Origin of the sequence: Streptomyces sp. NPDC058401, from assembly GCF_042722885.1 — a bacterium.
Taxonomy (GTDB): Bacteria; Actinomycetota; Actinomycetes; order Streptomycetales; family Streptomycetaceae; genus Streptomyces.
In genome coordinates, this window is sequence record NZ_JBHXKA010000154.1 from 1 (window position 1) to 18095 (window position 18095).

General features: G+C 70.9%; 16 protein-coding genes. 11 read left to right on the top strand and 5 right to left on the bottom strand.

Translation table 11 applies throughout. The annotated features are described in order from the left end of the window. Window positions 1–265: 265 nt before the first annotated feature. The gene (gene serA / locus ACFWNV_RS34615) at window positions 266–1855 is read left to right on the top strand and encodes a phosphoglycerate dehydrogenase (RefSeq protein ID WP_383954778.1); all 1590 of its coding nucleotides are present in this window, start codon (window positions 266–268) and stop codon (window positions 1853–1855) included. A 77-nt stretch (window positions 1856–1932) separates the two neighbouring features. Here serA and ACFWNV_RS34620 read toward each other — a convergent pair whose 3' ends face one another. Further along, window positions 1933–3483 (bottom strand): MFS transporter, encoded by a 1551-nt coding sequence (locus ACFWNV_RS34620; RefSeq protein WP_383954780.1) that lies wholly within the window; start codon window positions 3481–3483, stop codon window positions 1933–1935. A 103-nt stretch (window positions 3484–3586) separates the two neighbouring features. Between ACFWNV_RS34620 and ACFWNV_RS34625 the strand changes: the two genes are divergently transcribed. After that, window positions 3587–4180 (top strand): TetR/AcrR family transcriptional regulator, encoded by a 594-nt coding sequence (locus ACFWNV_RS34625; RefSeq protein ID WP_383954782.1) that lies wholly within the window; start codon window positions 3587–3589, stop codon window positions 4178–4180. An 11-nt stretch (window positions 4181–4191) separates the two neighbouring features. On the opposite strand, the gene ACFWNV_RS34630 is transcribed toward ACFWNV_RS34625, so the two are convergent. Continuing rightward, window positions 4192–5466, bottom strand: a complete 1275-nt coding sequence (locus tag ACFWNV_RS34630) for a PucR family transcriptional regulator (protein WP_383954784.1) — start codon at window positions 5464–5466, stop codon at window positions 4192–4194. Window positions 5467–5667: 201 nt separating this feature from the next. Here ACFWNV_RS34630 and ACFWNV_RS34635 point away from each other — a divergent pair, with 201 nt between their 5' ends. The 4 genes from ACFWNV_RS34635 (at window position 5668) to ACFWNV_RS34650 (ending at window position 9560) form a co-directional block, all read left to right on the top strand. Further along, window positions 5668–6594: a proline dehydrogenase family protein gene (locus ACFWNV_RS34635; protein WP_383954786.1), complete on the top strand. Its 927-nt coding sequence runs from the start codon at window positions 5668–5670 to the stop codon at window positions 6592–6594. A 33-nt stretch (window positions 6595–6627) separates the two neighbouring features. Then, complete coding sequence (pruA, locus tag ACFWNV_RS34640) at window positions 6628–8259, top strand: L-glutamate gamma-semialdehyde dehydrogenase (protein ID WP_383954788.1); 1632 nt, start codon at window positions 6628–6630, stop codon at window positions 8257–8259. Between the two features lie 252 nt (window positions 8260–8511). Continuing rightward, window positions 8512–9363: a hypothetical protein gene (locus ACFWNV_RS34645; protein WP_383954790.1), complete on the top strand. Its 852-nt coding sequence runs from the start codon at window positions 8512–8514 to the stop codon at window positions 9361–9363. Continuing rightward, window positions 9357–9560 carry a hypothetical protein gene (locus tag ACFWNV_RS34650; RefSeq protein ID WP_383954792.1) on the top strand — a complete coding sequence of 68 codons (204 nt, stop codon included), beginning with the start codon at window positions 9357–9359 and terminating at the stop codon, window positions 9558–9560. The genes ACFWNV_RS34645 and ACFWNV_RS34650 overlap by 7 nt, the downstream gene beginning before the upstream one ends. Here the strand turns inward: ACFWNV_RS34650 and ACFWNV_RS34655 are convergent. Continuing rightward, window positions 9557–10258 carry a nitroreductase family protein gene (locus ACFWNV_RS34655; RefSeq protein ID WP_383954794.1) on the bottom strand — a complete coding sequence of 234 codons (702 nt, stop codon included), beginning with the start codon at window positions 10256–10258 and terminating at the stop codon, window positions 9557–9559. The genes ACFWNV_RS34650 and ACFWNV_RS34655 overlap by 4 nt on opposite strands. 129 nt (window positions 10259–10387) lie before the next feature. On the opposite strand from ACFWNV_RS34655, the gene ACFWNV_RS34660 reads away from it, so the two are divergent. After that, window positions 10388–10948, top strand: coding sequence for a GNAT family N-acetyltransferase (locus ACFWNV_RS34660; protein WP_383954796.1), 561 nt, complete (start codon window positions 10388–10390; stop codon window positions 10946–10948). 9 nt (window positions 10949–10957) lie between these two features. Here the strand turns inward: ACFWNV_RS34660 and ACFWNV_RS34665 are convergent, their stop codons facing one another. Beyond that, a complete protein-coding gene (locus tag ACFWNV_RS34665; protein WP_383954798.1) occupies window positions 10958–12988 on the bottom strand; it encodes a phosphocholine-specific phospholipase C in 2031 nt (676 codons plus the stop codon). Window positions 12989–13107: 119 nt separating this feature from the next. Further along, a complete protein-coding gene (locus ACFWNV_RS34670; protein ID WP_383954800.1) occupies window positions 13108–14121 on the bottom strand; it encodes an NADP-dependent oxidoreductase in 1014 nt (337 codons plus the stop codon). A gap of 100 nt (window positions 14122–14221) precedes the next feature. On the opposite strand from ACFWNV_RS34670, the gene ACFWNV_RS34675 reads away from it, so the two are divergent. The 4 genes from ACFWNV_RS34675 (at window position 14222) to ACFWNV_RS34690 (ending at window position 17952) form a co-directional block, all read left to right on the top strand. Continuing rightward, entirely contained in the window at window positions 14222–15106 is an 885-nt protein-coding gene (locus ACFWNV_RS34675; RefSeq protein ID WP_383954802.1) for a LysR family transcriptional regulator, read from the top strand. A 260-nt stretch (window positions 15107–15366) separates the two neighbouring features. Beyond that, window positions 15367–15501: a hypothetical protein gene (locus tag ACFWNV_RS34680; RefSeq protein WP_383954804.1), complete on the top strand. Its 135-nt coding sequence runs from the start codon at window positions 15367–15369 to the stop codon at window positions 15499–15501. Window positions 15502–15593: 92 nt separating this feature from the next. After that, window positions 15594–16634 carry a 3-isopropylmalate dehydrogenase gene (locus ACFWNV_RS34685; RefSeq protein ID WP_383954806.1) on the top strand — a complete coding sequence of 347 codons (1041 nt, stop codon included), beginning with the start codon at window positions 15594–15596 and terminating at the stop codon, window positions 16632–16634. Window positions 16635–16866: 232 nt separating this feature from the next. Continuing rightward, a complete protein-coding gene (locus ACFWNV_RS34690; RefSeq protein WP_383954808.1) occupies window positions 16867–17952 on the top strand; it encodes a branched-chain amino acid aminotransferase in 1086 nt (361 codons plus the stop codon). Window positions 17953–18095 lie beyond the last annotated feature (143 nt).

Here is an 18095-nt window from a genome sequence, read left to right on the forward strand (position 1 = left end):
AGACAGGGACGATGCGTCCCGGCCCCGCGGCACACGGGCTCGGGCACCCGTACCGCGGGCCTCACGGAGGCCCGCTTGTCCACCCCGGCCAATCTCGTGCGGGTGATCCTTCCGTACAGGCGGAATTCCCTCCCGGATCCGCCACTACACTGCTCAACACAACGCGTCAGGCCCACAGTGTCGTGCGTCTTCCACGCGGCTACCCCCTCCACCGCCTGCGGCCGTCGGGACGGCCGTCCGCACTGGACTTGTGAGGATGACCCACGTGAGCTCGAAACCTGTCGTACTCATTGCCGAAGAGCTGTCGCCCGCCACTGTCGAGGCGCTCGGCCCGGACTTCGAGATCCGGCACTGCAACGGTGCCGACCGCGCGGAGCTGCTGCCCGCGATCGTGGACGTCGACGCGATCCTGGTCCGCTCCGCGACCAAGGTCGACGCCGAGGCCATCGCCGCCGCCAAGAAGCTGAGGGTCGTCGCCCGCGCCGGCGTCGGTCTGGACAACGTCGACGTCTCGTCCGCCACCAAGGCCGGCGTGATGGTCGTGAACGCTCCGACCTCGAACATCGTCACCGCCGCCGAACTGGCCTGTGGCCTCCTCGTCGCGACGGCCCGCAACATTCCGCAGGCCAACACCGCGCTGAAGAACGGCGAGTGGAAGCGGAACAAGTACACGGGCGTCGAGCTCAGCGAGAAGACCCTCGGTGTCGTCGGCCTCGGCCGCATCGGCGTCCTGGTCGCCCAGCGCATGTCGGCCTTCGGCATGAAGATCGTCGCGTACGACCCCTACGTGCAGCCCGCGCGCGCCGCCCAGATGGGCGTCAAGATGCTGACGCTCGACGAGCTGCTCGAAGTCGCCGACTTCATCACCGTGCACCTGCCCAAGACCCCCGAGACCCTCGGTCTCATCGGGGACGAGGCCCTGCACAAGGTCAAGCCGTCCGTCCGCATCGTCAACGCCGCCCGCGGCGGGATCGTGGACGAGGCCGCGCTGTACTCGGCCATCAAGGAAGGCCGCGTCGCCGGCGCCGGCCTCGACGTGTACGCGAAGGAGCCCTGCACGGACTCCCCGCTGTTCGAGCTCGACCAGGTCGTCTGCACCCCGCACCTCGGCGCGTCCACGGACGAGGCCCAGGAGAAGGCCGGTGTCTCGGTCGCCAAGTCGGTGCGCCTCGCGCTCGCCGGTGAGCTCGTGCCCGACGCGGTCAACGTCCAGGGCGGCGTCATCGCCGAGGACGTCCGTCCCGGCCTGCCCCTCGCCGAGAAGCTCGGCCGCATCTTCACCGCCCTCGCGGGCGAGGTCGCGGTCCGCCTCGACGTCGAGGTCTGCGGCGAGATCACCCAGCACGACGTCAAGGTGCTCGAACTCTCCGCGCTCAAGGGTGTCTTCGAGGACGTCGTCGACGAGACGGTCTCCTACGTCAACGCCCCGCTGTTCGCGCAGGAGCGCGGGGTCGAGGTCCGCCTGACCACCTCCTCGGAGTCCCCGGACCACCGCAACGTGGTGACCGTCCGCGGCACCCTGTCGGACGGCCAGGAGGTGTCGGTCTCCGGCACGCTCGTGGGCCCGAAGCACCTTCAGAAGATCGTCGGCATCGGCGAGTACGACGTGGACCTGGCGCTCGCCGACCACATGGTCGTCCTGCGCTACGCCGACCGCCCGGGCGTGGTCGGCGCCGTCGGCCGCATCCTCGGCGAGGCCGGCCTCAACATCGCGGGCATGCAGGTCGCCCGCGCCGAAGAGGGCGGCGAGGCCCTCGCGGTCCTCACCGTCGACGCCGAGGCCCCGGTGAACGTCCTCGCGGACATCGCCACCGAGATCGGCGCCGTCTCGGCCCGTACGGTCAGCCTCGGCTGACGCTGCGGCAGCAGACAGACGCGAAGGGCCCGGGGGAGACCCCGGGCCCTTTCGTGTGTCCTGCTCCGCTACGAGGCTCAGTGCGCGAGCGCTTCGACGGCCGGAGCCGGCTCCGCCGAAGCCGGGGCCTGGGCTTGCGCTCCGCGGCCCCGGAGCAGGGCCGCGGCGAGTACCGCCGCCGCGAGCAGCAGGACCGTACCGCCCCAGGCCGCGTACTGCATCCCGTGCACGAAGGCCTCCCGGGCCGCCGTCAGGACCTGCCCGCCGGCCGCGCCGCCGAGCCCCTGAGCGGTGGCCACGGCCCCGCCGAGGGTCTCCCGGACGGCGGGCTCGGAGCCGGCCAGGTCGGAACGGTAGACGGCCGTGCCCAGGCTGCCCAGGAGGGCCATCCCGAGAGCCCCGCCGAACTCCTGGCCCGTCTCCAGCAAGGAGGCGGCCGAGCCGGCCTTCTCGGCGGGGGCGGAGCCGAGGGCCATGTCGGAGACCAGGGACAGCACGGTGACGATGCCGCAGGCCAGGACCCCGGCTCCGGTCAGCAGCAGCCACAGCGCGTCGGTGTCCACCAGGCTGATCAGGACGAACCCGGCGGCGGCGAGGACGAAGCCGCCCGAGATGACGTAGGCCCGGTCGGTCTTCTGGGCCAGGACCGCGCTGACGGGGGCGGCGGCGCCGATGAAGACCGAGGGGGCGAGGCTCCAGAGGGCGGCTTCCAGGGTGCCCATGCCGAGCACCGACTGCAGGTACTGGGTGTTGAAGTAGGCCGAGCCCATCATGGCGAAGGCGGCGATGGTGTTCAGGCCGATGCCGGCGCCGAAGCCGCGCTCCCGGAAGAGGGCCCGGGAGACCATGGCGTCGTCACGGGTGCGCTGGCGGCGGACGAAGAGCCACCCGAAGGCCAGGCCGGCGGCGAGGCAGCCGGCGTGGAGCGGGGTGAAGCCCTCGGCGGCGATCTCCTTGAGCCCGTAGACCACCGGCAGCACGGCGGCCATCGACAGCGGCACGCTCAGCAGGTCGAAGCGGCCGGGCGCCGGGTCCTTGAACTCGGGGACCAGCACGGGGACCAGGACCAGCAGGAGCAGCATCGCGGGCACGTTGATCAGGAAGACGGAGCCCCACCAGAAGTGGTTCAGCATCACCCCGCTGAGCACGGAGCCGAGGGCGATGCCGCCGGTCATGGCGCCGGACCAGATCGCGATGGCCTTGCCGCGCTGCTTGTCGTCCTGGAAGAGGTTGCGGACGAGGGCGAGCGTGGACGGCATCAGGGTCGCGCCGCCGATTCCGAGCAGGACCCGGGCCGCGATGAGCATCTCGGCGCTGGAGGCGTAGGCGGCGGCGACGGAGGCGAGTCCGAAGGCGGCCGCACCGGCCAGCAGCAGCTTGCGGCGGCCGATCCGGTCGCCCAGCGAGCCCATCGTGATGAGCAGGCCCGCGAGGGCGAAGGCGTAGCTGTCGAAGATCCAGAGCTGCTGGGTGGCGCTGGGGTCCAGCTCCCGGGTGATGGCCGGGATGGCGAAGTAGAGGACGGAGACGTCCATCGACACCAGGAGCAGCGGGAGCACGAGAACGGTGAACGCGGTCCATTCCCGGCGACCAGCGAGACGTGCTGCGGGGTTCTGGGGGTTCGTCATGAGCAGCAATGTACAAGCGTCATAAACGTCTGTCTAGTACGGCCGTATAGAACATTTGTGTAGGACGTTTGTGTAGGACGGGTGTCTTGGCTACCGTGAAGGCATGGGACATCGCGAAGATCTGCTCGAAGGTGCGAAGAAGTGCCTGGTCGAGAAGGGTTTCGTGGGCACGACCGCCCGCGACATCGTCAAGGCCTCGGGTGCGAACCTGGCCTCGATCGGCTACCACTACGGCTCCAAGGACGCCCTCATGACGGAGGCGTTCATCGCCGTCGTCCAGGAGTGGGGCGACCGGTTCACGGGTGCGGTGAAGGGAGAGGGCGGCTCGCTGGAACGCTTCCGCTCGGTCTGGGACGGGGTGCACGACGGGCACGAGAAGTCCGGCCCGATCTGGGCGGCCAGCATGGAGGTCGCGGTGACCCGGGACCGCGAACGGCTGCCCGAACTGCGGGCGCTGCTCGCCGCCTCGCAGGGGGAGGGGCGCAAGGGACTGGTCTCCATGTTCACCGGCGTGCCCGAGGAGGACCTGACGGAGGAGGACGTGCGGACCTCCGGCACCTTCTACCAGGCCCTGCTGAACGGGTTCATGCTCCAGTGGCTCTTCGACCCCGAGTCGGCCGCCACCCCGGCGGAACTGACGGAGGGAATGCGGCGCGCGGTGGCGGCGATGACGGCGGCGAAGGCCGGTCCGGCCTGACGTCGCGTACGTCAGCCGTGCAGGCGGGCGGCCTTGAGGGCCATGTGCAGGAGCAGGCGGTCCTCGCCCTCGTCCAGGTCGAGCCCGGTCAGCTGCTCCACCCGGGACAGCCGGTAGTACAGGGTCTGGCGGTGGATCCCCAGGGCCGCCGCCGCGCGGCCCGCCTGGCCGGCGCAGTCCAGGAACACCTCGGCCGTCCGGGCCAGTTCGGGATTGGCCGGACCGCGCAGGGTACGGGCGACCGGGTCGTCCAGGGCCTCCTCGGCCACGGAGGCCAGCATCCGGTACGGGCCGATCGCGGACCACTGCGCGACCGGTCCGAGCCGCGGCCCGGCCGCCGCGGCCCGGGCGGCGGCGGTGGCCTGCTGCCAGGCGGCGGGCAGTCCGGTGAGCGCCCGTACGGGGTCGGACACCCCGGCGGTCACTCCGGTGGCCGCGTCGGGGGCGGCGGCCTTCGGGGTGGCCTTCGGCGCGGCGGTGCCGGTGTTGGCGCCAGGGCCGGTGCCGGTGTTGGCACCGGTGCCGGCCCCGCCGGCCCCGCGGGGCATCAGGCGGGAGATCGCCGTGAGCGCCGGAGCCAGCGGGTCCGCGCCGCGCAGCCGGATCAGGACCGCGAGGGAATGCCCCGCCGGGCCGCCGCCCGCCGGGGGCTCCTGGTTGCCGGCCCCCCGCCACGGCACCACGCAGACGGCCGCCGCTCCCGGGACCGAAGCCGGGGCCTCGCCGGACCAGGGGCTCACGCAGACCGCGGCGTGCGGTCCGTCGCCGCCCGGACCGAGTGCCACCCGTAGCGCGGCCACCGCCATGTCCTGCTGCCAGCCGCGTCCGGCCGTGAGCACCGCGAGGAACTCCCGGGACAGGTCGGCCCCCGCCCTGGCCTCCTCCGCGAGCAGCAGCCCGATCCGCTGGGCCACCTCCATGGCGGCGGCCAGCGACCCCGCGTCGGGACCGGGTTCCTGGTCGAGGAGCCATACGTAGCCCTGGACGATCCCGCGGTAGCGCACCGGCAGGCAGATCCGCCCCCGGAAGACCCCGGCTTCCGGGGCGGCCGGGATCCTGACCGGGCCGGTGGCGCGGGCGATGCCGAAGCCCTCGAACCAGGACCGGACGGCCGCCGTCGACTGGCGGGTCAGGATCGAGCGGGTCCGTACCGGGTCCATCGCCAGATCGTCATCGCTGTCGTGCGCGCCGAAGGCGATGAGGCGGAAGTCCCGGTTCTCCAGCGTCGCCGGAGCGCCGAGCAGCGCCGAAATCTCGTCCACCAGGTCCTGGTAATCGCCTTTCACGCGCACATTCTCCCACCCCCGCACCGGCTCTTCAGACAGATGTATGAGATCCGGGCCACGGATGCGTGACAGCTGTCGATGGCAGAGGATCGGGGAGATCCCTAGGTTTCACGGTGGTTTCACTTGCGTTTTCCTTATGGCCTCCGTCGTCCCGGCGCGGGCTGAATGTCTGCTTCTGCCCGCCCCCGTTGGAGGTACCCCGTGCTGGGTCCCGCGATCCTCGCCGCCTCGCGCAGCGACAAGATGCGCCGAATCGTCTCTGCCGCCCCGGTGACCAAGCCCGTGGTGAACCGGTTCATCCCCGGTGAGACGGTCGACCAGGTCATCCCGATCGTCGAGGACCTGACGGGCAAGGGCCTGGAGGTGACCCTCGACGTCGTCGGCGAGGACATCACCACCGTGGAGCAGTCCCACGCCGCGCGTGACGCGTACCTGGAGCTCGTCGAGCAGCTCGCACCCCTGGGCCTCGGCGAGACCGTCGAGATGTCGGTGAAGCTCTCCATGTTCGGCCAGGCGCTGGAAGGCGGCCACGAGCTCGCCCTCGCCAACGTCCGCCCGGTCGTCGAGGCCGCCGCCGCCATCGGCACCACCGTGACCCTGGACGCCGAGGACCACACCACCCTCGATTCGATGTTCGCCATCCACGAGGAGCTGCGCCGCGACTTCCCGCAGACCGGCTGCGTGATCCAGGCGTACCTGTTCCGCACCGAGGCCGACGCCCGCCGGCTGGCCGCGGCCGGCAGCCGCGTACGCATCGTGAAGGGCGCCTACAAGGAGCCCGCCGAGGTCGCGTACCTGGACAAGGCCGAGATCGACAAGGCGTACGTCCGCATCCTGAAGATCCTGATGGAGGGCGAGGGCTACCCGATGATCGGGTCCCACGACCCGCGCCTGATCGCCATCGGCCAGGAGCTCGCCCGCCAGGCGGGCCGCAAGCTCGACGAGTACGAGTTCCAGATGCTGTACGGCATCCGCGGCGAGGAGCACCTGCGGCTGGCCGCCGAGGGCCACCGGATGCGCGTCTACACGGCGTACGGGACCGACTGGTACGGCTACTTCATGCGGCGCCTCGCGGAGAAGCCGGCCAACCTGCTCTTCTTCCTCCGCTCGATGATCACCAAGAACTAGGCCCTCCCACTAGCTCAAGGAGCACCCCGCATCATGGACGCTGTAACCCAGGTCCCCGTGCCGGTCAACGAGCCGGTCCACTCGTACGCCCCCGGCACCCCGGAGCGCGCGCGCCTCGAGACGCAGCTGAAGCAGCTGTCCGAGAACCCGATCGAGCTCCCGATGACGATCAACGGCGTCAAGCGGATGGGCGGCGGCGAGCGCTTCGACGTCGTGCAGCCGCACGACCACAAGTCGGTCATCGGCACCTACGCGAACGCAACGCAGGCCGACGCCCAGGAGGCCGTCGACGCCGCCCTGGCCGCCGCCCCGGCCTGGCGCGCGATGTCCTTCGACGACCGCGCCGCGATCATCCTGCGCGCCGCCGAGCTGCTGTCCGGCCCGTGGCGCGAGAAGCTGGCCGCGTCCACCATGCTGGGCCAGTCGAAGACCGCGCAGCAGGCCGAGATCGACACCCCGTGCGAGCTCGTCGACTTCTGGCGCTTCAACGTCCACTTCGCCCGCCAGATCCTGGCCGAGCAGCCGGTCGCGAACTCCGCCGGCGTGTGGAACCGCAGCGACCACCGCCCCCTCGAGGGCTTCGTCTACGCGATCACCCCCTTCAACTTCACGGCCATCGCGGGCAACCTGCCGACCGCCCCGGCCCTGATGGGCAACGTGGTCGTGTGGAAGCCGTCCCCGACGCAGACCCACTCCGCGGTCCTCCTGATGGAGCTGCTGGAGGCGGCCGGCCTGCCCAAGGGCGTCATCAACCTGGTGACGGGCGACGGCATCGCCGTCTCCGACGTGGCGCTGACCCACCCCGAGCTGGCGGGCATCCACTTCACCGGTTCGACCAAGACCTTCCAGTACCTGTGGAAGACGGTCGGCACCAACATCGAGACCTACAAGTCCTACCCGCGCCTGGTCGGCGAGACCGGCGGCAAGGACTTCGTCGTCGCGCACCCGTCCGCGGACCGCGCGATCCTGAAGACCGCCCTGACCCGCGGCTCCTTCGAGTACCAGGGCCAGAAGTGCTCGGCGTCCTCGCGCGCCTACGTCCCGGCCTCGATCTGGAACGACGGCTTCAAGGAGGCCTTCGCGGCCGAGGTCGACGGCATCACCATGGGTGACGTCCGCGACCTGACGAACTTCATCGGCGCCGTCATCGACGAGCGCTCCTTCGCCAAGAACAAGGCCGCGATCGACCGCGCTGCCGCGGACCCGACCTGCGAGATCGTCGCCGGTGGCACCTACGACGACGCGGAGGGCTACTTCGTCCGCCCGACCGTCATCGCGTGCACCGACCCGGAGAACGAGGTCTTCACGACCGAGTACTTCGGCCCGATCCTGGCGATCCACGTCTATGAGGACGCCGAGTTCGACGCGATGCTCGCCCAGATGGAGTCCGTCTCGGCGTACGCCCTGACCGGCGCCGTCATCGCGCAGGACCGCTACGCGGCGGCCGACGCGATGGAGAAGCTCCGCTTCGCCGCGGGCAACTTCTACATCAACGACAAGTCGACCGGCGCCGTCGTCGGCCAGCAGCCCTTCGGCGGCGGCCGTGCCTCGGGCACCAACGACAAGGCCGGCGCTGCGTCGAACCTGATGCGCTGGACGTCGACCCGCTCCATCAAGGAGACCCTGGTCGCGCCGACCGAGTACGGCTACCCCCACATGGGCTGACCTCCGCCCCGCCGAACCCCGCCCCCGCTCCGGTACCCCCAAGTCCGGAGCGGGGGCGGTTTCCATGTCCCGGCACGCCGACTGGTGCTAGCCTGAACGGAGTTGTCGCGTACGGCGACACGCTCCAGTACTCGGGCCCGGCTTCCCGAGGGAGCGAAGGGCTCTCACGAGTTCCCGTGCGGGGTGGGTTCCACGAATCGGAGATACGCACACCTCTACGCTGCCGTGCCGGGGCGGAGTCCGGGGAGACGTATGTCCAAGCGCACCGACAACCGCCACCGCGTCGCCACAGTCTGCCGTGAGGCGACGGGGCTCCCGCACCACACCTGTCTGCGGTGGGCCGCTGATGGCCTCATCAGCCGCTCGCAACCCGTGCCCGACGCCGAAGGGGCCGATCAGAGGGCTCTGGAGGCGGAGCTGCTGGTGGTACTCGCCAACGGGCTGCGCGGCGATCAGCTCGACGGAGCCGTCCTCGGACTGGTCCGATCCGTACCGGGTCCCGAGGGCGTGGAACTCTGGGTGCACCCGGAGATGGGTACCCGGGTATTGTCCGTGCTCCTTCCCCGCGTCGACCTGGCCCGGCAGCTGCGATACGGGGTTCCCGGTCTGAGGCCGGTACGGGAGGGCGGCCGGGTACGGCTGCGGAGTCTCCTACGAAATGCCTCGGTCGTCCTGGCCCACCCGGATCCGGAGTGGGCCTCCTATCTCGACCAACCTGCCTGTGCTGAGCACATCTGGTGGCACAACCGGGACCACCTGCATCCGTGGGAAACCGACGGGCCCGTGGGGGCGACGGATGCGGGAGCCGACCGGGACCGTCTGCTCAGCCGGCTCATCCGGCGACCTCGTCTCGTCAACGCGGCGGGGTCGGCCCACGGCTGGGCGAATGCCTACACCCGCAACGCCCGGGAGCTGTCCATCGAATGGTGCTGCTCCGTCGAGGCGGACGACTTGACCCGGCGGCTGTGCCGCAGCGGGCTCACCGCCGGTCAGGACAGCGCTGGCCGGGGTGGCGGTCGGCTGGCGTTCGGTGAAGCGGCACTCGTCGTACGGAAGGGCCCCTGTGGGCTGGTGAAGCAGCTGCCGAGGATCCACGGATGCTGACCGCGGCGGTGCTGACGGCTGCGGTACTCGGCATCACCAAGGTCCTGCGGGACTGGCTCATCCTGCGGCAGGTGCGGGCCGCCATGGACGCGGGGACACCCGAGGACCGGGTCCGGATCGGGATGCGGCTCGCCGGAGCGCTCGGCGGGCGGGCCGCCGAGGAGGGGCCGCCCGCCGAGCCGGATGCCAGGGGCTAGACCTCGACGATGACCTGGTCCAGGGACTTGCGGACCAGGTCCGGGACCTCGCAGTCGGGGGACGGGTAGCCGACCGGGATGACCGCGAAGGCCTTCTCGTTCTCGGGGCGGTTCAGGACGTGGGAGAGGAAGCGCATCGGGCTCGGGGTGTGGATCAGGGCGGCCAGGCCGGAGAGGTGGAGCGCGGACAGGAGCATGCCGACCGCGATGCCGACCGACTCGTCCACGTAGTAGTGCTTGTGCTTCGTGCCGTCCTCGCCCAGCCAGTAGCGCTGCTGGAACACCACGATCAGGGCCGGGGCGTCGGTGAGGTGCGTCTTCACGGCGTCCGTGCCGATGGGGCGCAGCGCCGCGAGCCACTCGTCGCCGAGGCGGCCGTCGTAGGACAGCTGCTCCTCCTGCTCGGCGGCCGCGCGGATCTGCTCGCGTACGGCGGGGTCCTTGACGAGGACGAAGGTCCACGGCTGCTGGTGCGCCCCGGACGGCGCGGTCGCCGCGCACGCGATGGCGTCCCGGACCACCTGCTCGGGCACCGGGTCGGCGGAGAAGTGGCGTACGGTCCTGCGCCCGTCCATCCGCTCCCGCAACTCGGCGGCGCGCGCGAGGGACTCCTGCGCCGGCATCCGCTCGGGGCGGTAGGGGGCGGGACGGTACGGCTGGCCGTGGATCGGGGTCCACTGCTGGGTATCGGGAGACATGGGGCGAGTCTGCCGAGCCAATGGTCCAGACCGCCAGAGCCGCGTCGGCCCAATCCGGCCGGTGGGCGATATTTCATGTCCGCATAGCGGATACGAGTGGTGGGGGAGCCCGCTTGGTACGGTCGCGCCATGAGCGACTCTGACGTGAACGGGATCTCGCTGCGGCACACCTCGCAGCTGGCCGAGGAGGAGCTGCGGCGGGTGCGGGAGCTGCTCGGCGGGGCCTTCGAGGGGGACTTCGGGGACGAGGACTTCGAGCACGCGCTCGGCGGGATGCACGTGCTGGTGCACGAGGGCGGCGAGCTCGTCGCGCACGGGAGCGTCGTGCAGCGCCGGGTGCTGCACCGGGGGCGGGCGCTGCGCACCGGGTACGTCGAGGCCGTGGCCGTACGGGCCGACCGGCGCGGGCGCGGGCTCGGCGGCGCGGTGATGGAGGCGGCCGAGGGGATCGTCGGGCGGGCCTACGTGCTCGGGGCGCTCAGCGCCTCCGCCGACGGGGCCCGGCTGTACGCGGGCCGCGGCTGGCGGGTGTGGGGCGGGGAGATCGGGGTGCTCGGACCCGGCGGGCCCGAGCGGCTGCCCGAGGAGGAGGGGTCGACGTACGTGTGGGCGCCGCCCGGCGGTGGGGTGCTGCTCGATCCCACCGCCGGGCCGCTGTACTTCGACTGGCGCGACGGGGACGTCCTCTAGCGGAGCCGGCTAGGAGCCCGAGATGCTCGGGGCGCCCGACTCGATGTGCCCCGTGTAGCGGCGCGACCAGGTGCCGTCGGAGTCGGCGAGGACTGTGAAGTCGTACCAGCCGTTGTTGTAGGCGACGGCGTTGAAGTAGTCCTCGCGCGAGGAGTTCGCCGGCACGGTGTAGGTCCACGGACCGTCCGTGCGGTAGGCGTTCGCCCGGATCGTGAAGGTGACCGGCGAGGCCGAGGCGTTCGTCAGCTTGAGGTAGAGCGCCGTCTTGCCGGTGCCCGGCTCCACCGCGAAGCGGGACACGACCTCGATGGACTTCCCCGCCTTCGACGCGTCGCCGATGAAGCGCCGCAGGAAGCGGTTCGGTCCGTACATCGAGATGTCGTACTTGCCGGCGCCGCTGCCCGTGCCGATGTTGAAGTAGTCCGCCGACGTGGCGCCCGCGTCCACCGTGTACTGCCAGGCGGCCGTGTCCCGGTACTGGTGCGGGTGGATCGAGAAGTGCGCGGCCTGCTTCGCCTCGGTGCCCGCGTTGGTCATCGAGAACCAGGCCAGGATCTTGCCGCCCGAGCCGAACTCGAACCGGTCCAGGTTCCCGTTGACCTGGTACGGAAGGGCGCGCGCGGGCCGGGTCCCGGCCTCCTGCACCGGCTGCGCGTTGTCCTGCGGCACCGGGTTGGAGAGCGGGCCGCAGGTCGCCTGGCCGATGACCTTGGCCGTGGAGGGCAGGCCGGCGGGAACCCCGTAGACCGGGCGCGCGAAGTCGAAGACGCCCGTCAGGTCGCCGGTGACCTTGCGGCGCCAGGCGCTGATGTTCGGAGAGTTTGCGGGGGTGCCGAGCGCGGCCGTCCACTTCTCCATGAACCGCAGTACGGAGGTGTGGTCGAAGACCTCGGAGCTCACCCAGCCGCCGCGGGTCCACGGGGACATCACGATCATCGGGACGCGGAAGCCGAGCCCGATCGGGACGCCGTCGATGTACTCGCCCGCGGTGCCGGGCGGGGCGACCGGCGGCGGGACGTGGTCGAAGAACCCGTCGTTCTCGTCGTAGTTGAGGAAGAGGACGGTGGAGTCGAAGACCTCCGGGTTGGCCGAGAGCGCGCGGTAGACCAGGTCCACGAAGTGCGCGCCGTCGCCGGGCGGGGCGTACGGGTGCTCGGAGAAGGCCTCGTTCGCCACGACCCAGGAGACCTGGGGGAGGGTGCCGGCGACGACGTCGGCGCGGATGGCGGCGGCGATGTCGTCGGGGGTGGAGCCGGTGACCTTGGGGACGGAGCCCATGCCCCGGTCCCACAGGGGGTTGCCGGGGGCGGCGTCCGTGAACTTCTTGAAGTAGGCGAGCCCGTTGTCCCCGTAGTTGTCCTGGGCGTTCTGGTAGACCTTCCAGCTCATCCCGGCGCGCTGGAGGGCCTCGGCGTACGTCTCCCAGGTCAGCCCGGACTCGTCGCCGCCGTCCTTGCTGCCCGCGTCGACCTTGCCGCTCCACAGGAAGGTGCGGTTGGGGCCGGTCGCGCTCAGGGTGGAGCAGAAGTAGGCGTCGCAGATCGTGTAGTTGTCGGCGAGGCCGTAGTGGAACGGTATGTCGCCGCGGTCGAGGTACCCGAGGGTGCGGGTGTTGCCGACGCCGGTGACGAAGTTGTCCAGGCGGCCCTTGTTCCAGGCCGCGTGCTGCGAGGTCCAGCTGTGCGGGAGGTCGCCGTTGCACTGGGCGAGGGTCTCGCCGTCGACCCCGCCCACCGCCGGGGTGGAGCTGAGCTTCCACGGGTACTGGCGGCCGCCCCAGTTGGGCTGGTTGAACATGCCCCAGCCGCCGGGAATGTTGCCTGCGGCGCGGTCACTGAAGCCGCGGACACCCTTCAGCCTGCCGAAGTAGTGGTCGAAGCTGCGGTTCTCCTGCATCAGGATCACCACGTGCTTCACGTCGGTGATCGTGCCGGACGCGGCGGCCGCTGCCGCCGAGGTCGGCGCGATCGCGGGCAGGGCGGCCCCCGCCATCAGCCCGGCGCCGATGCCCACGAATCCTCTGCGGCTGATCGGTGTCACTGGCTACTCGCCTCCAACTCAAGTGCCCCGCTGGCACGTTGACGGCAAGAGTGGCGGTAGCCGCGCCAAAGGTCTACATCCGTGCGGTAAGAACTCGGTGAACATCCGGGTGGCCTGATTCAGTCGGCGACCCGTACGAGCATCTTGCCCAGATTGTCCCCTCGGAGCATCCCCCGGAAGGCATCCACCGTGTGATCAAACCCCTGGACAACGGTGGTGTCGGTACCGATCCGACCACTGCGCAGATGGGGCACGAGGAAGTCCTCCAGCTCCTCCTGCAGATTGGTGTGATTGCGAACCAATACCCCTTCCAGGCGAAGCGACTTGTGTACGACCTCGAAGAGGTTGCGCGGAGCGGCGGGGGAGCGGTCGCCGTTGTACATCGAGATCCCGCCGACCCAGGCGATCCGCCCGTACTCGCGCAGCACGTCGATGGCCCCCTCCAGGTGGTCCCCGCCGACGTTGTCGACGTAGACGTCGATGCCGTCGGGAGCCGCCTGCGCGAGCTGCTCCCCGACCGGCCCGTCGTGGTAGTCGAAGGCCGCGTCGAAGCCGAGGACCCCGGTGAGGTGGCGGACCTTCGCCGCCGAACCGGCGCTGCCGATGATCCGGCGTGCGCCGAGCAGCCGGGCGATGTGGCCGGTGGCCGTTCCGACCCCGCCCGCGGCGGCCGAGACGAAGAGGTCCTCGCCCTCGCGCAGGGCCGCGGTGCGGGTCAGGGCGGCGTACGCGGTCAGCCCGGTGCCGCCGAGGACGGAGAGGTACGCCTCCAGCGGGACGCCCGGGTGGCCGCGCAGCTTGCGGGTGCCGCCGGCGCCCAGGGTGACGAGGGCGTGGGTGCGCCAGCCCTCGCGGTGGAAGACCAGGTCGCCCTCCGCGAGGCCCGGATCGCGCGAGGCGAGGACCCGGCCCACCGAGCGGCCTTCCAGCGGGGCGCCGAGCTCGAAGCCGCCCTCGCCGCCGTCCATCAGTCCGCGGTGGTACGGGTCCACGGACAGCAGCAGGTTCTCCACCAGGGCCGTGCCGGGCCGCGGCTCGGGGACGCGGCTCTGGACGTAGGCGAAGTCCGAGGCGGCGGGGAAGCCGGACGGACGGGCGGTCAGGTGGACGGCGTACGCGGCGTTCGTGGTCATGGCGCCGACGCTAGGAGGGAATCGCCGGTCCGGGCAGAGGGTTGGGCTCATGGAAGCCACACACCCATGAACGACGCTCATAGAACGAGGTGAGAGCCCTGTGACCGAGCTCCTCCCGCAGGAACTGCGGGTGCTGGTGGCCGTCGCCGAGAGCGGCGGCTTCTCCGCCGCGGCGGCCTCGCTGGGCCTCACCCAGTCGGCCGTCTCGCACTCGGTGCGCGGCAGCGAGGCCAAGCTCGGCGCGGTGCTCTTCGAGCGCGGCCGGAGCGGCGCCTCGCCCACCCCGGCGGGGGAGCGGGCCGCCGGCCACGCCCGCCGGATCCTGCGGCTGTACGAGGTCATGGGCGCGGAGGTGCGCGGCGCGGGCCGGGCCGCCGCGGACCCGGTGGCGCTGGACGGCGTGCTGCGGATCGCCGCGTTCCGCAGCGCGGCCCTGCACCTGCTGCCCCCCGCCCTGGAGCGGCTCGCCGCCCGCCACCCCGGCATCCGCCCCGAGGTCCGGGTGGTGCGCGAGCTCGGCGCCGGTACGGCCGGGGAGGTGGCCGCGGGTCGCGCGGACCTCGGGATCGCGACGCTGGGCGGTGCGCAGGGTTTGCCGCCCGGTCTGCTGAGCGGGGTGCTCGTGGAGGAGGCGTACGCCCTGGTGCATCCGGCGGGACATCCCGACCCGAAGGCGCTGCCGCTGCTGGACTGGGACGAGAACTGCGGCTCGTACACCCGCACCTGGTGGCTGGCGCAGGACTGGATCCCGCGGGCGACGGTCAAGGCGGAGGACGACGCGATGGTGCTGACGCTGGTCGGCCGGGGGCTCGGCATGGCGATCATGCCCGAGCTGTCCCTGCGGGAGGCGGCCGGAGCCGTGGAGGTCACTGGTTTGGGTCCGGAGGGGCCGGTGAGGCGGGTGGGGTACGTCACCACACCGGAATCCGCCTCCACCCTCGCCGTAAGGGCTCTGATCAGGGAACTTCGCGCCGGAACCGGCTGAAATCGGAGCCCCGGAAGAGGCCTTCCGGACCGTCCGCCGTCTCAGATAGTAGGAAGTCCGAGTAATTGCGGAGACATACAGCGGGAGCTGGCCTACGTTGTAGAAGCCGAACGTCTCGCCGATCCGGCGAATGGCGGTCGAGAGCGCGCGCCCCATGGCAGGCAACCCCTGTCGCGCACCGCTCCCCGCCTCTTCCGGCGCCTTGAAGGAACCCCTCATCCGTGGCCCCGCCACGCCGTGATCTCAAGGAGTCGATCACCATGACGCACACCCCCTCCACCACCACCCGCCGCGTCCGCCGCTCCGCCTCCGCCGAAGCGGACCGGAAGAACGCCGCCGCCGCCCTCCAGCGCGCGCTGGACCGCCGCGACAACGGCGGCTCGACCGGCCACTGACCTGCCGCTGAGCACGTCCGGCCCGGGACATATTGCGTCCACATCGTGGACGCAATATGTCTGAGGGATGGGACAAGGAGTACGGTTCCACCATGTCGACCAGCATCAATCTCGCAGTGATCCCCGGTGATGGCATCGGCCAGGAAGTCGTGGCTCAGGGCCTCAAGGTCCTTACCGCGGTCCTGCCCCAGGATGTGAAGCTGGAGACCAAGGAATACGACCTCGGTGCCCAGCGCTGGCACCGCACCGGTGAAACCCTCCCGGACGCGGAGCTCGAGGCCCTCAAGCACCACGACGCGATCCTGCTGGGCGCCATCGGCGACCCCTCGGTCCCGTCGGGCGTCCTGGAGCGCGGTCTGCTGCTGAAGCTCCGCTTCGCCTTCGACCACTTCATCAACCTGCGCCCGTCGAAGCTCTTCCCCAACACGGCCACCCCGCTCGCCGGCCGTCCGGAGATCGACTTCGTCGTGGTCCGCGAGGGCACCGAAGGCCCGTACACCGGCAACGGCGGCAGCCTGCGCACCGGCACCCCGGCCGAGGTGGCCACCGAGGTCAGCATCAACACGGCCTACGGCGTCGAGCGCGTGGTCCGTGACGCGTACGAGCGCGCCAACGGCCGCCCGCGCAAGAAGCTGACGCTGGTCCACAAGAACAACGTCCTCGTGTACGCCGGTCACCTGTGGAAGAACATCTTCGACAAGGTCGGCCAGGAGTACCCCGAGGTCACCACCGACTACCTGCACGTCGACGCCGCGACGATCTTCTTCGTCACCCAGCCGGAGCGCTTCGACGTCATCGTCACGGACAACCTCTTCGGTGACATCCTCACCGACCTGGCCGCCGCCGTGACCGGCGGGATCGGCCTGGCCGCCTCGGGCAACATCAACCCGACCGGCGCCTTCCCGTCCATGTTCGAGCCCGTCCACGGCTCGGCCCCGGACATCGCCGGCACCGGCAAGGCGGACCCGACCGCGACGATCCTCTCGGTCGCCCTCCTGCTGCGCCACCTCGGTTACGAGGAGCAGGCCGTCCGCATCGAGGACGCGGTCTCCGCCGACCTGGCCGAGCGCGACGGCACCTTCCGCTCGACCGAGGCCATCGGCGACGCCCTCGCCGCGCGAGTAGCCGGCTGACCCGGTAGCCCCACCTCCAGGAAGCCGCCGGGTCGCGATCACCGCACCCGGCGGCTTTTCCTGTGCGGCCCCGGGTGTCACCATCTCTCCTGGGCCGCAATTCACCCCGTTTCACCGAAGCCTCCTCCCGGGCGATAATCGAACGCGAGGCCGCGGAATACGGGGAAGCTCGGACGTCCTAGTACGCCGTGAGCGCGGTCCGCCCTACAAAACCGGTGAAGGACAAGCACTCATGACGACGCCCACGATCGAGCTGAAGCCCTCCTCGACCCCCCTGTCCGACGCGGAGCGCGAGGCGATCCTGGCCAGCCCCGGCTTCGGCCGCCACTTCACCGACCACATGGTCACGGTCAAGTGGACCGAGGGCCGCGGCTGGCACGACGCCGAGCTGGTCCCGTACGCGCCGCTGTCGATGGACCCGGCGAACATGACGCTGCACTACGCGCAGACGATCTTCGAGGGGCTGAAGGCCTACAAGCAGCCCGACGGCACCGTCGCCACCTTCCGCCCGCAGGCCAACGCCGAGCGCTTCCAGTCCTCCGCCCGCCGGATGGCGATGCCGGAGCTGCCGACCGAGCTGTTCATCGACGCCTGCGACGCGCTGATCAAGCAGGACCGCGCCTGGGTGCCGGACTCCGGCGAGGCCTCGCTCTACCTGCGGCCCTTCATGTTCGCCACCGAGGTCGGCCTCGGGGTCCGCCCGGCGAACGAGTTCCTCTTCATCGTGATCGCCTCGCCGGCCGGCGCCTACTTCCCCGGAGGCGTCAAGCCCGTCTCCGTCTGGCTCTCCGAGGAGTACGTGCGCGCCGCCAAGGGCGGCACCGGCGCCGCCAAGACCGGCGGCAACTACGCCGCGTCCCTCGTCGCGCAGGCCCAGGCCGCCGAGCACGGCTGCGACCAGGTGGTCTGGCTCGACGCCGTCGAGCACCGCTGGATCGAGGAGATGGGCGGGATGAACCTGTACTTCGTGTACGGCGACCGGATCGTCACCCCCGAGCTCACCGGCTCGCTCCTCCCGGGCATCACCCGCGACTCCCTCCTCACCATCGCCCGCGACCTCGGCTACACCGCCGAAGAGGGCCGGATCACCACCGAGGACTGGAAGCGCGACAACGAGAACGGCACCCTGACCGAGGTCTTCGCCTGCGGCACCGCCGCCGTGATCACCCCGGTCGGCTCCGTCAAGTCGGAGCGCGCGAACTGGACCCAGGGCACCGGTGAGCCCGGCGGGGTCACCATGAAGCTCCGCAAGGCCCTCCTGGACCTCCAGACCGGCCACCAGGCCGACACCCACGGCTGGATGCACCCGCTGGGCTAGGCCCCGCAGCCCGTACGCACGAAGGCCCCCGCTGCTACGGGGGGGGCCGGGCGAGGTGGGGAAGGGGGAGGGCCAGTGAATTATAAACATAAAACCTCCCAAGAGAACTTAATGAATATAGGTAGCACTAGTATGCGTGTTAT